We start from the raw sequence: 13,371 nt of genomic DNA on the forward strand, positions 1-13,371 counted from the left end.
ACGGTGTGCCCGCCTACTATTTCCTTAAGACCATACGCGGCAAGGGGCGTGACGGCAAGCATATCATAATAGGTGTGCGCAATATTGATGCGCAGGTGCGCCGCGAAAAGGCAACTGCTGAGGAGAACAGGCGATATTCCGAGATAGCAGGCTCTCTGGCGAGTTTGTTTGAGGTCATATATCTTATCGACCTGAACACAGGCAGGTATAAAGAGTACAGCGCAAGCAGTAAGTTCGCTGAACTTGGCATAAAGTCTGAGGGTGATGACTTTTTCAGGGTGGTAAAGGAACAGACTGTCGGCGTTATACATGAAGATGACTATGCGCGGGTGACTGAGGCACTTCAGCGCAGTAATATGGTGAAAGTTCTGGAAAAGTGCGGCTCATTCTCGCTTAGTTACAGGCAGATACTTGACGGCAGACCGCAGTATGTATCTCTGCTGGCGATAAGACAGCGCAACACCAGCGACAGGGTCGTGATAGGCATAAGAAATGTTGACGAGCAGGTACAGCGAGAGAACGCAGCCGCTCAGGAAAGCGCCACTTACAGTCATATCGCAAAGGCGCTGGCAAGCAGGTATGAAGTAATATACTATATCAATATAGAAAATAATGAATATGTCCAGTACAGCGCCAGCGAAAGGTTTGCAAAGCTGGGTATGACCGTATCAGGCAAGGATTTTTTCAAATCGGTAAAAGCGGATATCTCAAAATATATACACCCCGATGATAAAAAGCGGCTGTTTGATAATCTGAGAAAGGATAATCTGGTGGAGGTGCTGGCACAGAGCGGCTCGATGTCGATGACATACAGACAGACACTCGGCGGCAGGACACAGTATGTGACTGTGCTGGCTGTCAGACCCAAAAATGATGACAAGCACGTTATCATGGGAGCATTAAATGTTGATGCCCGTGTAAGGCGTGAACAGTCGATGGCGCGTGAAAATGAAGCTGTCGGAGAGATAGTCATGACGATGGCGCAGATGTATGAAGTCATCTACTATGTGAACATAGTCACTGATGAATACCGCGAGTACAGCCACAGTGACAAGTACACAAAGCTGACGGTAAGCACCACAGGCACAGATTTCTTCGGAGATACACAGCACAATATGCACAGCCTCATCTGTACCGAAGACCATCAGATGATGGAAGAGGCGATGAAAAAAGAGAACCTGCTGAAAAGTATGGAGGAAACAGGTTCCATCACCCTGAATTACAGGCTGATGCTGGACGGCAAACCCACCTACGTGACGCTTTTCGCCCTTAAGCCGAAGGAAGACTCCGAACATATAATAATCGCAGTGGCAAACGTTGACAGCGCAAAACGCCGCGAGATGGCTTATAAGCAGGCGCTCGGCAGTGCTATGGATATGGCGAACCGCGATGCGCTGACAGGTGTCAAGAACAAGCACGCCTACGTGCAGTCAGAGATGGAGATAGACCGGCTGATAGCTGAGGATAAGTGTTATGACTTTGCGGTGCTGGTGGCTGATGTGAATGGGCTGAAACAGGTCAATGATACGCTGGGTCACCATGCGGGCGATGAGTATATCAAGGCGGCATGCAAGGTCATATGTACTACTTTCAAGCACAGCCCTGTTTTCAGGATAGGCGGTGACGAGTTCGCTGTAATAATGAAAGGCAGTGACTTTGAAGATCGCGAAATGCTCATAGAACAGATTTATGAAAAGATGAAAGCTAATGGCAGTGCGGGACTGGTGACGGCGGCTGCGGGCAAATCGGAATACATAAAGGGCAAAGACCTGCGCATGCAGGACGTTTTTGAACGTGCCGACAACGCGATGTACGAGCAGAAAAAACTCTGCCGTGAAAGACGGCGCGAGTAGACTGTGGGGGCGATATGAAGAAGATACCTTTTATAACAGCGCTTGTCTGCGCGTCGATGATGTCGGCGGGCGTTTTTGCAGAAAAGATATCGGGCGGCGACCTTAACGGTGACGGCAGGATAAATGTCACCGACCTGTCAAAACTGGCGGCGCATATCAAAGGCGTAAAGCCGCTGGGCGACCTTTCACAGGCTGACATAAACGGTGACGGCAAAATAAATGTTACCGATATTTCCGCACTGGCATCATATGTCAAGGGCGGTAAGTCAGAAGACACACAGCCGCCGCATTTCGTGGATTTCAGCACCTACCTCGCATGGGCGCAGGGAACGGGCTATAACGGCGGCAGTCTTGTCGCGGGCGGCGCTGACGGCATCAACGGGGATACATACCGCACTCTGCCGTCACAGGCGGGTTATGATTCGGGCAGGATAGTCATAGGCGACAGCAGGTCTTGTCAGATAGGCATATATGAACAGCACCGCAATAAAAGCGACACAGCGGTGTTCGCACTGTGGGGCGGGCATTACTCAAATTATGCGGGGCAGATATTGACTTCCGACCTGCGGGCAGATATCCGCGCCTGCATCGAAAAACAGATAGAACACTGCGGCAGTTCGACTGTGTACCTGTTTTCATCGGTCAATGACTATGACTACTCAAACGGCAATAACAGCGGCAACATATCGGCAACTATCGCGGCGGCTGAAAGCATAAGAGCGATGACCGTCATAAAAGACGGCGTGCAGTACAGTCCTCGCGTAGTGATAGTCGGCAATGCGGGCTGTGACCCGAATAACCTGCTGTTCGGGTATATCGACCCGAATTATTTCAACAGATACATGGCTGACTACAACAGCGCTTTGCAGTACGCGGCGGCGCAGTCGGGGTTTGACTGCTATGTCAGCCTTGAAGAAATGGCAGGCGGCAGTATCGGTTTCATAGATGACGGTCTGCATTATGACGAGAGGACACTGCAAAATATATGCAGTAATATATAGCGAACAGTTCGTGCTGTTAGTCTGTTTCATTGCGAAAGGCGGTAGATGCAAAAGGGAAAACATCGTCAGATATAGAGGGGCAGATAAGTGAAAGGGTTATTTTAGGGATACGGAGGATATAAAAATGTTAAAGAGGATAATTTCACTGGCGATAACTGTGACTATGGCGGCAGGCTGCATAACGGCGTATGCAGACAGCAATAAAGGCGACCTTAACAATGACGGCAGGCTCAATGTCACTGATGTGTCGAAACTGGCGGCGCATGTAAAGGGTGTGAAGTCACTTAGCGGCACATCACTTACAAGGGCAGATGTGAACAGCGACGGCAAGGTGAACGTAACAGATATCTCGATGCTGGCAAACCATGTCAAGGGCGGCGGGGACAGTTCGGCATCAAAAACACCTACCGCTGACGATTATGCGCTTCAGCTGGCGAAACTGGTGAATAATGAACGCAGAGCGCGTGGTCTTACACCTTATGTCTATTCCACCGAACTGAATAAAGCGGCTATGATAAGGGCTAAAGAACTCTACACTAAGTTTGACCATACCCGCCCTGACGGAAGAAGCTGTTTTTCCATATATGACGATCTCGGCATCAACTGGACGGCTGTGGCTGAGAACATAGCATACGGTCAGAGTTCTGCGCAGGCGGCGTTCAATGACTTTATGAGTTCTGAGCATCACCGCAGCAGCATGCTCGATGCCACCAAGACTTATATGGGTATAGGCGTATACCGCAGCAGCAGCGGCACTTTGTACTGGGCACAATTATTCGCCAACGGCAGCGGAATGACAGGAAGCGTTGTTTAATTCACAATTCATAATTCATAATTCATAATTATTGGCATGGGCGAAAGCGTGCTGTGCCGCCGAAAAAGCCGAGTAAGGACATGATACAAAATAAAGCTCTTCGCAAATCTGCGGAGAGCTTTATCAATTCATGAAAATATTACAAGTCAAGATCTGTTCTTTCCACCTCCGAAAAAGTCACGACTACCTCACTTGTGTAATGCTCAGCTCAAAAAGTGAACAGAACGTTAATACGGTGATTTACTTGTCAATTTGTGCGTGATAGATAATTGTGCTGCTTGACTTCTCAAAAAAACTATGCTATAATTATAACATAAATCGTGGCTATCCCGCTGACACACCACCAAAACGGCGGTTTTACAGAACTTAAGGCGGTTGGCGTATGGCGCTCAATTATCCTTTTGTTTACAGCATTTTCAGCTGGTGTGCTAAAGGGATAACCATAATATAAATTGTCCGCAAGGATAATAAAAAACGAAAGGTGGATTTTTCATGGGAAGCGCAAAAAGAAGACAGGAAGAATTTGACGATGCTCGCAACCGCGGCACCGAAATTCTGATCGAAGAGGGGGTTATCAGCCGCTGCGAACACCACGAGGAGATAGTCACCGACAACTGGGACGACTCAGGACTGAGCAAGGCTCAGGACAGGTTCGCAGCAGAGATGGCTGGTAAATTCACTCGCGAGGAATGCGATGAGTTTCTCGACAGCATCATCAAAGATGCTCCGAACGATTGCCCGCTCTGCGAGAAATTCGAGGCAGAATAGCATGCAAAACAAAAGGTCTTCACCCCCGTGAAGACCTTTTTTCATTATTCAACAGATTTCAGGCTCTCTGCCATGTTTATCTTTTCCAGCTTACTGCTCATGACCGCGTTCACGCCGATGTTGAACAGGAATGTCAGCGCGATGCTGTAAACAAAACTCATAGGAAGTATGCGCACCTTGAAGCTGACCATATCGACCACTATCTGCGCCATCACAAAACGGTGCAGGAGTACGCCCAGCCCAAGCCCGACCGCTATGCCCAGCGCCGTCAGGAAGATGTTCTCGCGCAGTACGTATGCCGCCGTTTCATTGCGGAAAAAGCCCAGCACCTTGATGGTAGCTATCTCGCGCTCACGCTCGGTTATGTTGATGTTTGTCAGGTTGTACAGCACTATGAACGCCAGCCCCGCCGCGCTGACTATGACCAGCAGTACCACGTAGTCAAGACTGCTCATCGAGTCGGTCAGACGCTTCTTCAAGTCCTCGTAAAGGGTCACGTTTACCACATCGTCCAGCTTGCCGATGGCGGTCTGTGCCTTGTGGACATCTTCGCCCGCCTTGAACCTCACATACGCTTCGTTCATATCTGTCTGCTCGCCCAGCTGACGTTCGACCGCTTCGTGCGGAACGAAAATGTAGTTGTAAACGTGGTTGTCAAATATCGCCTTTACCTTGAACTTCATCACCCGCATGTTTTCATCACGCAGAGTTATCTCATCGCCCGCTTTGACCTTGTATCGCTCTGCCACACTTATGCTCACCAGCGCTTCATCACCTGTGGGCGGCTCGACCGCTTCACCCTCAGTGTCGATGAAATTCATACTGCCCTTCAGTTCATCAAAATCAGCAGGAGCCATCAGGGTCATGCTCTTTGTCAGATCTTTTTTGACAAGATCCCACGCCCCCGTGTAGATGCAGGCATACTCCGCACCCATATCGTCCAGCTTTTCAGAAAGCGAATGCGGCATGCCGCCGTCATCGCCCGCCTTGAAGTCCACCGAAGCATCAGCCGTCACTATCTCTTCGTACTGAACTTCCGCAAATCCCGATACCGAGTCTTTCAGCCCGAAGCCCGTCAACAGCAGAGCCGTACAGCCGCTTATGCCGACTATCATCATGAAGAAACGTTTCTTGTAGCGGAAAATGTTGCGTATCGTTACCTTGTGCAGGAATTTCATTCTGTTCCATATGAACGGAAATCTCTCCAGCAGTACCCGCTTGCCCGCTTTGGGCGCTTTGGGACGCATAAGCCCCGCCGCAGTTTCGCTCAGTTCATATCTGCACGACAGCCAAGCCGCACCCACCGAACATGCTATCGCGACCGTACCCGCTATCGCCGCCAGCTTCACATCGAACAGGTACTTTATGTCAAGTTCTATGTACATCAGCTTGTAGGTCATCCATATGACTTTCGGGAAAAGCACCGTACCCACGCCGTAGCCTGTCACACAGCCCAGCACCGCCGCACTGCCCGCATAGAACGTGAACTTGCCCATTATCGCCCGCTCGGAATATCCCAGCGCTTTCAGCGTGCCTATCTGCGTGCGGCGCTCTTCCACCATGCGGCTCATGGTCGTCATGCAGACCAGTGCCGCCACAAGTATGAAGAATATCGGGAATACCCTCGCCACCTGCTCGACTATCTCCGAGTCGTTCTCAAAGCACGCATAGCCGATGTTAGTGTTGCGGTCAAGCAGGAAAACATCGGGCTTTTTCAGGTCACGAAGTTCTTTTTCGCCGTCTGCCAGTTCTTGCTCAGCCTTAGCTATCTCCTCATCAAAGGAGGTCACACCGTCCTGATACTCAGCCTCGCCGTCCTCATACTTTTCAAGACCATCTTCGTACTCAGCCTTGCCGTCCTTATATTCCTGTCTGCCTTTTTCCAGTTCAGCTTTGCCGTCCTCCAGCTGTTTTTTGCCGTCCTCATAATCACGCAAGCCCTTGTCGTACTGTGCCTTGCCCGACTGATACTGCGCCAGCGAAGCCGAGTACTGTGCAAGGCCTTGCTGATACTGCGCCCTGCCCGCTTCCAGCTGAGCGCGGCTCTGTTCAAGGACTTCCCGCTGTGCCGAAAGTTCAGCCTGCCCCGCCGAAAGTTCTGCCTTTTTCGCATCAAGTTCAGCCTGTGCCGCCGAAAGCTGTTCAAAGCCGCCGTCAAGCTGTGCCTTGCCCGCCATTATCACGGCTGACTCTTCGGGCGGCAGCATGTCCGCCATGTCGAGGTATTCGCCGTACTGTTCCATGAACTGCGCATACTGCATATTCAGCGCCGCAGTGTTTGCATCTATCTCCGCCTGACCTGCTTCTATCTGCGCCGCACCGTCATCAAGCTGTGCCTGTGCCGCCGCCAAAGCCGCTTCGCCCTCACGGAGTTGTTTTTCGCCCGCATCTAACTGCGCCTTGCTTGCCGCGAGGGTCGCCGCCGCGCTGTCAAGCTGTGCCTTGCCGCTCACGAGTGTACCCTCAGTGTCATCGAGGGTCTTTTTGGCATCTTTCAGCTTCTTCTCGTTGTCGGCTATCTCTTTTTCACCGTCAGCTATCTCCTTTTCGGCATCGGTGAGTTTCTGCGCCGCATCGTCAAGTTCCGCCTTAGCATCATCAAGTTCCGCACGCGCATCGTCCAGCTTTTGCTGACCTTCTTCGCGTGCATCTTCAAGTTCCTGCCTGCCGTCAGCCAGCTTGTCCTCAGCTTCCGAAACTATCCTGTCATAGCGCTGTTCAGCCTGTTCTTCGGCAGCTTTCTCCCAGCTGTCCTCGCGGTCAGCCATATAGTCCTTGTAGTCGTCCGAATACACATCAAGTTCGTGGTCCAGCTTAACATAAAGTTCGGTATAAACTTCCATGTCAAAAGCCGACTTGTCAAGATAGATATACCCGTTCACAGAACCGCTTCCGAGTGTGGTAGTGCCGCGCTCAAAATGTACGTAAGCAGGCGCGTATATCCGCCCGACCACCGTCAGTTCACGGGGCTTGAAATTGTCCAGCGTGTCCTCGCTGTTGCCCTCGCCAACCGTGAATTTGTCGCCCACCTTAAAAGAGGTCTTGCCGTCTATCAGCACTTCGCCGTCATTTTCGGGCATCCTGCCCTCCAGCATTTCGGGGACATTCACCCCGTCAGTCAGCGAGTGGGTCTTGAATACCAGTTCGTTGTCCTTTTCATCATGCACCAGCAGGTCGAGGGCGTATGCACCCTCAGCCGCGCGGACATCTTCACGCCCTTTCAGCGCCGCAACGTCATCTTCCTCCCACCCCAGCGTGGAAACTATGCGGTAATCGAACAACTCGTGATCGGTCATAAAGCCGCCCACCGTGTTGACCATAGCGGGCGTGGTTATTTTTACGCCCGAGAAAAATCCCACACCCAGCGCGATTATCGCCATTATCGCAAAAAAGCGCCCGAAAGTGCTCTTTATCTCCCTAAGCGAAGAAACTCTCAGTTTTGAACGCATGTGCATCACCACTCGATGTCTTCAACATCAACGATATCGGTATTCAGCCGCATGCTTTCCACCATACCGCTCTTGACAGTGATTATCCTGTCTGCCATAGCCGCCAGCGCCGAGTTGTGGGTTATCACCACGACAGTCATGCCCTTTTTGCGGCAGGTGTCCTGCAACAGTTTAAGCACCGCCTTGCCCGTGTTGTAGTCCAGCGCACCCGTAGGCTCATCGCACAGCAAAAGTTTCGGGTTTTTGGCGAGCGCCCTCGCGATAGCCACACGCTGTTGTTCACCGCCCGAAAGCTGTGCGGGGAAGTTCTTCATTCGCTCCCCAAGACCCACCTGTCTGAGCACTTCTTCCGCATCGAGCGGGTCTTTGCATATCTGCGCCGCCAGTTCCACATTTTCCTTAGCGGTGAGGTTCTGCACCAGATTATAGAACTGGAACACGAACCCGATATCATACCGCCTGTAAGCGGTAAGTTCCTTTTTGCCCAGCTTTGATATCTCGCGGCCGTCCAGCTTTACACTGCCCGAAGTCAGCGTATCCATTCCGCCGAGAATATTCAGTATAGTCGTTTTGCCCGCGCCCGAAGCGCCGACAATAACGCAGAATTCGCCCTTGCCTATCTCAAAAGTGGCATCTTTCAGCGCATGTATCTCGACTTCACCTGTCTTGTAAGTTTTCTTTACGTTCTTAAATTCAACAAATGCACTCATTTTTACTCCTATTCTAAATGTGGGCGAAGCCCCCATACCCCCGACGCTCAGACTTTTGCGCCTGAGAAACTTAAAGATTTTTTTGCACCCTTCGGTCGTACCTCCCTACGGGCACAAAAAAACTTTAAAGGCGCAAAAGCTCCTCGCTCTTTGGCATGTACGAGAGTCTTGTTTTGCTCGATTATCTTAAATGGGGTCGAAGCCCCCAAGCCCCCACGCGAGCCTTTTGCGCCTGAGAAACATAAATGGGGACTCGCCCGCACGTCCGAAAGTCCGTTTTCTCCCTTTTTTCATGGGAAATGCCATCATTCACGCAACAATTTCCACCGCTGAATGCTAGATATATCGGCACACTGCCGCTAATGTCAGCAATCGTGGATTATAAAACCGATTTCTATTATACCATAGTAATATTGAAAAATCAAGGCGCGTATCTGATGTATTCCAGCATTTTCCTGAAAAAAGACAGCACTCACCCCTTGACAAATCGGGAAAAAGGTGTTATAATACATACAATATTTTTCAAACGCTATGACTGGGAGAAGTAACACAGGTATTTCACTCACAGAGAGCGCGGAAGAGGTGTGAGCCGCGCAGCAGAGCCTTTGCGAATAACACCCGCGAGCGGCAGACCGAACGGCGGAAGCTCAGTAGGAAAGACGTGTTCCTCACGTTATGAGGATAAGAGTGACAACGCTCGGATAATGCTTTTGAGCGATTTGTAATTCAGGTGGTACCGCGATGGCTTACAGCTTTCGTCCTGTTTTTGGGGACGAGGGCTTTTTTTATGCCAAAAAAGCGGTGCGGCTGTGTGCTCGGGAAGGGGAGCGGTATGGATAATACGGATAATGAAAATATAAAGCGATTTTATAATTCATAATTCATAATTCACAATTCATAATTATTGACATGAACGCAAGTATTGTGCATTTATGAAAAAATCCCAATTTGGTTGTGTATTGTTCCCCCGCCGCAGGCGGGGGAACAATACGAAAGAACAGCCATTTTGTATCATCAGCAATACACATCAAAATTGGAAGATGAAAAATGCAGATGTTATTGTAGGGCGTGGGCGTATGCGGCTGTGTCGGCATAAATCCCGCCAAAGGGTGCGCTCAGAGCGTTACAGGCACATACGCAGATCTATGCAGACACAAACACAATTCCCCGAAAGCATGGCAAAGAAGCCATGTGAAAGCTGATGTTTGGGGCATGGGGGCGAACCATTCCCCTAAAAAATCAAAACGAAATAATGCGGGCGAAACAAAGCCATCACTCATGCCAAAGAGCGACCCGCGCCCCGTTATCGCGGGAGAGAGCAAAATGACCCGTAGGGGCATTTTGGGAACGAAGCGATAACCCTCCGGGCGCGGCTGAGCGCGGGGGTATGGGGGCGAGTCAGCCCCCATTCAGAATAGGAGTAAAAAAATGAAACATATTGATATTAAAGAAGTATTGCAGAATAAGGAACTCATCGGACAGACCGTGACTGTTTGCGGCTGGGTAAGAACTTCAAGAAACTCGAAGAATGTGGCTTTCGTAGAGCTGAATGACGGCACTTCGCTGAAAAATGTGCAGGTCGTTATAGATAAGGCTGATGACCCCGATTATAAGGATATCCCCCGCGTGGGAACTTCCCTTAAGGTCGAGGGCAAGCTGGTAGAGGGCAGAAATGCCGCTGAGATAAATGTTACACCCGCCGATATCACTGTCCTGGGCGACTGCCCGCAGGATTACCCTCTCCAGAAGAAAGGTCATACGCTGGAATTCCTGCGCACCATGCCCCACCTGAGAGGCAGGACGAACACTTTCAACGCTGTTATGAGAGTTCGCTCGGTGCTGGCACAGGCTATACACAGCTACTATCAGGACAGGAATTTCATCTATGTGAATACGCCCCTGATAACAGGTTCTGACTGCGAGGGCGCAGGCGAGATGTTCAGAGTCACCACCATCGGTTTTTCGCAGGATTACAAGACTGAGGACGATTACGATGCCGCTGATTTCTTCGGCAGACGCGCAGGTCTGTCGGTGTCGGGTCAGCTGGAAGGCGAGATGGCGGCTACCGCTATGGGCAAGATATATACTTTCGGTCCTTCGTTCAGGGCTGAGAACTCCAACACACCCAAGCACCTTGCTGAATTCTGGCACGTTGAACCTGAGATAGCTTTCGCTGAACTCGATGATGTCATCGAAGTCGCTGAGGATATGGTAAAGCATGTCATCGGCACAGTTCTTGAAAAGTGCCCCGATGAGATAGCTTTCTTCGATGCGCATTTTGAAAAGGGTCTTAAGGCAAGACTTGAAGAACTTATCAGCCACGAATTCGGCAGAGTTACCTACACAGAAGCTATTGAACTGCTGAAAAAGTCGGGCGAGAACTTCGTTTATCCCGTTGAGTGGGGCTGTGACCTCCAGACAGAACATGAGAGATACCTGTCCGAAAAGGTCTTCGGCAAGGCAGTTTTCGTTACCGATTATCCTAAGGAGATAAAGAGCTTCTACATGAAGCAGAACCCCGACGGCAAGACCGTTGCGGCTGTTGACCTGCTTGTACCCGGTGTCGGTGAGATAATCGGCGGCAGTGAGAGAGAAGCTGACTACGATAAGCTGATAGCCGCTATGAAGGAGAGAAACATGAACCTCGACCTGTACAGCGACTACCTCGACCTGAGAAAGTACGGCACTGTACCTCACGGCGGCTTCGGTCTGGGCTTTGAAAGACTTATAATGTACACCACAGGCGTACAGAACATAAGAGATGTCATCATGTTCCCGAGAACAGTAGGTTCTATCAGATAATTATATAGCTATGGGATTTATGTTCGGACTTTTTGTCGCTTTCTCAGCTGCCATTGTACTCGTGCCTGTGACTTTCATGATCGGTCTGCCTGTGGGTATCCTTTCACTGCGCGATAATTTAAGGCTGAGAAAGTACATGCGGCAGATAGATCAGCGGGTGAAGAACGAACTGCTGTCGCAGTCGGGCTACGGCGCTGTAACGCCCGATGTGCTGGCTATGGTCAAGGGGCATATCCTGAAAAGCAATCTGGTGCTTGCGGGCATAATGGGTGCGATGTGCCTGCTATTCCTGTTCTTTTTGAACGAGTGGCAGATGTGGCAGGCGGCTGTCTATGTAATGGTGCTGTTCACTGCGGCGACAGGACTGCATTTTGCTTATGATCTTTTTTGCCTGAGAGATGCGCCCTCGCTTATGAAGGTCAAAGCGTTTGTCTTTATGACTCACGGAAATAATGTGACTTTCATATATTACGACATGCAAAAGCTTGAATACTGCGCGACATCAAGGAATGTCATGTTTTCGGGCAGAGCGAATATCAGGGCGGGGAATTATGTGAACATCATCGTCAGAAAACGTCAGAACGGCTATAAAGTCATAAGGGTGCTTACGTTCTGAGAAAAGGCGCTGAATAATACAAATGCAGGCTGAAAACAGTCATCTTGCATTAACTGAATGACAAAATACATTAAAAATACGTTGTTTATCTTATTTTTACGGAAAACCTCTTGACAAAAATGCAATTTCGGTGTATAATAATTGCATGGTAAGGAACAAGGACGTTCCGGTCGCAAGAGGCGGTCGGAATGTCCTTTTTTGTTTCAAAGATGTGAAAGGTAGTGAGTTTTTATGTCAAGATCACTCTATCTGCCGGAAGGTTATGCTCCGGCACTGTCGCTGAGAGAAACTCAGCACGCTATCAAGTATATCAAAGACGTTTTTCAGCAGGCGCTGTCCATACAGCTTATGCTGGACAGAGTTTCCGCACCGCTGATCGTCAGAAAGGGAAGCGGCATAAATGATGACCTCAACGGCGTTGAACGCAAGGTCAGCTTCGACATCAAGGAGATCGACTGCGAGGCTGAGGTCGTTCAGTCGCTGGCTAAGTGGAAGAGAATGGCGCTCTACCGCTACGGCTATAAGGCAGGCGAAGGCATCTATACCGATATGAACGCTATCCGCCGCGATGATGATACCGATAACCTCCACTCGATATTCGTTGACCAGTGGGACTGGGAAAAGGTCATCAGAAGAGATCAGAGAACCATTGATTTCCTGAAAGAAACTGTAAAGTGCGTGGTAAAGGCGATCGTCTACACAAAGAGAAAGGTCAGCCTGAGATACCCCCAGCTGAAAGGCGAGATCTGCGAGGACGTTTTCTTTGTGACCACACAGGAACTTGAAGATATGTACCCCGACAAGACCCCGAAAGAGCGCGAGAAGCTCATCGCTAAGGAGAAGAAGACCGTATTCATCATGCAGATAGGCGGCAAGCTGAAAAGCGGCGAGAAGCATGACGGTCGTGCGCCCGACTACGATGACTGGTCGCTCAACGGCGATATCTTCTTCTGGAACGAGGTGCTGGACAACGCCATCGAGATCTCTTCGATGGGCGTGAGAGTTGACGAGAAGTCGCTGGCATCACAGCTGAAAGAAGCTGACGCTGAGGACAGGATGCAGTACGACTATCACAAGATGATAGCAAACGGTACTCTCCCGCTGACTATCGGCGGCGGTATCGGTCAGTCAAGACTCTGCATGCTCCTGCTGGAAAAGGCTCACATCGGTGAAGTACAGTCGAGCATCTGGCCTGATGATATGATCGAAAAGTGCGCTGAAAAGGGCATCACACTGCTCTGATAAACACCGCATGGCTTTCGGTGTGATAAGATAGGATATGAATATTATGACGGTCAGCCGCATATTGTCAGTGCGGCTGACCGTTTTGTTTTTCACACGGCGCACACCCATAATTC

Annotated in this window: 9 protein-coding genes and 1 other annotated feature; of the genes, 7 read left to right on the plus strand and 2 right to left on the minus strand. The window is 50.1% G+C overall.

The window, feature by feature from the left end:
* From CUS_RS16220 to CUS_RS16235, 4 genes are all read left to right on the plus strand, one after another.
* Positions 1-1,853: GGDEF domain-containing protein (locus CUS_RS16220; protein ID WP_037277798.1), on the plus strand; the 1,853-nt coding region annotated here is incomplete at its 5' end.
* Positions 1,854-1,867: 14 nt separating this feature from the next.
* Positions 1,868-2,854, plus strand: coding sequence for a dockerin type I repeat-containing protein (locus CUS_RS16225; protein ID WP_002853012.1), 987 nt, complete (start codon positions 1,868-1,870; stop codon positions 2,852-2,854).
* A gap of 124 nt (positions 2,855-2,978) precedes the next feature.
* Positions 2,979-3,668 (plus strand): CAP domain-containing protein, encoded by a 690-nt coding sequence (locus CUS_RS16230; protein WP_002852703.1) that lies wholly within the window; start codon positions 2,979-2,981, stop codon positions 3,666-3,668.
* A gap of 492 nt (positions 3,669-4,160) precedes the next feature.
* Complete coding sequence (locus CUS_RS16235) at positions 4,161-4,436, plus strand: hypothetical protein (protein ID WP_002852792.1); 276 nt, start codon at positions 4,161-4,163, stop codon at positions 4,434-4,436.
* A 44-nt stretch (positions 4,437-4,480) separates the two neighbouring features.
* Here CUS_RS16235 and CUS_RS16240 read toward each other — a convergent pair whose 3' ends face one another.
* Both CUS_RS16240 and CUS_RS16245 read right to left on the minus strand, forming a co-directional pair.
* Positions 4,481-7,885 (minus strand): FtsX-like permease family protein, encoded by a 3,405-nt coding sequence (locus CUS_RS16240; protein WP_002852825.1) that lies wholly within the window; start codon positions 7,883-7,885, stop codon positions 4,481-4,483.
* A gap of 5 nt (positions 7,886-7,890) precedes the next feature.
* Positions 7,891-8,595, minus strand: coding sequence for an ABC transporter ATP-binding protein (locus CUS_RS16245; protein WP_002853091.1), 705 nt, complete (start codon positions 8,593-8,595; stop codon positions 7,891-7,893).
* Positions 8,596-9,117: 522 nt separating this feature from the next.
* Positions 9,118-9,361 (plus strand) — a binding site (T-box leader).
* A gap of 662 nt (positions 9,362-10,023) precedes the next feature.
* Between CUS_RS16245 and asnS the strand changes: the two genes are divergently transcribed.
* From asnS to asnA, 3 genes are all read left to right on the plus strand, one after another.
* A complete protein-coding gene (gene asnS / locus CUS_RS16255; protein ID WP_002852897.1) occupies positions 10,024-11,397 on the plus strand; it encodes an asparagine--tRNA ligase in 1,374 nt (457 codons plus the stop codon).
* Positions 11,398-11,416: 19 nt separating this feature from the next.
* The gene (locus CUS_RS16260; protein WP_037277802.1) at positions 11,417-12,013 is read left to right on the plus strand and encodes a hypothetical protein; all 597 of its coding nucleotides are present in this window, start codon (positions 11,417-11,419) and stop codon (positions 12,011-12,013) included.
* Positions 12,014-12,244: 231 nt separating this feature from the next.
* Entirely contained in the window at positions 12,245-13,255 is a 1,011-nt protein-coding gene (gene asnA / locus CUS_RS16265) for an aspartate--ammonia ligase (RefSeq protein ID WP_002852886.1), read from the plus strand.
* The last annotated feature ends 116 nt before the right edge of the window (positions 13,256-13,371 follow it).

Origin of the sequence: Hominimerdicola alba 8 (assembly GCF_000178155.2) — a bacterium.
Lineage (GTDB): Bacteria > Bacillota > Clostridia > Oscillospirales > Ruminococcaceae > Hominimerdicola > Hominimerdicola alba_C.

What these genes read in the sequence shown, in the direction of transcription:
- CUS_RS16225 (WP_002853012.1), top strand. Translation starts at nt 1,868, where the DNA reads ATGAAGAAGATACCTTTTATAACAGCGCTTGTCTGCGCGTCGATGATG.
- CUS_RS16230 (WP_002852703.1), top strand. Translation starts at nt 2,979, where the DNA reads ATGTTAAAGAGGATAATTTCACTGGCGATAACTGTGACTATGGCGGCA.
- CUS_RS16235 (WP_002852792.1), top strand. Translation starts at nt 4,161, where the DNA reads ATGGGAAGCGCAAAAAGAAGACAGGAAGAATTTGACGATGCTCGCAAC.
- CUS_RS16240 (WP_002852825.1), bottom strand. Translation starts at nt 7,885, where the DNA reads ATGCGTTCAAAACTGAGAGTTTCTTCGCTTAGGGAGATAAAGAGCACT.
- CUS_RS16245 (WP_002853091.1), bottom strand. Translation starts at nt 8,595, where the DNA reads ATGAGTGCATTTGTTGAATTTAAGAACGTAAAGAAAACTTACAAGACA.
- asnS (WP_002852897.1), top strand. Translation starts at nt 10,024, where the DNA reads ATGAAACATATTGATATTAAAGAAGTATTGCAGAATAAGGAACTCATC.
- CUS_RS16260 (WP_037277802.1), top strand. Translation starts at nt 11,417, where the DNA reads ATGTTCGGACTTTTTGTCGCTTTCTCAGCTGCCATTGTACTCGTGCCT.
- asnA (WP_002852886.1), top strand. Translation starts at nt 12,245, where the DNA reads ATGTCAAGATCACTCTATCTGCCGGAAGGTTATGCTCCGGCACTGTCG.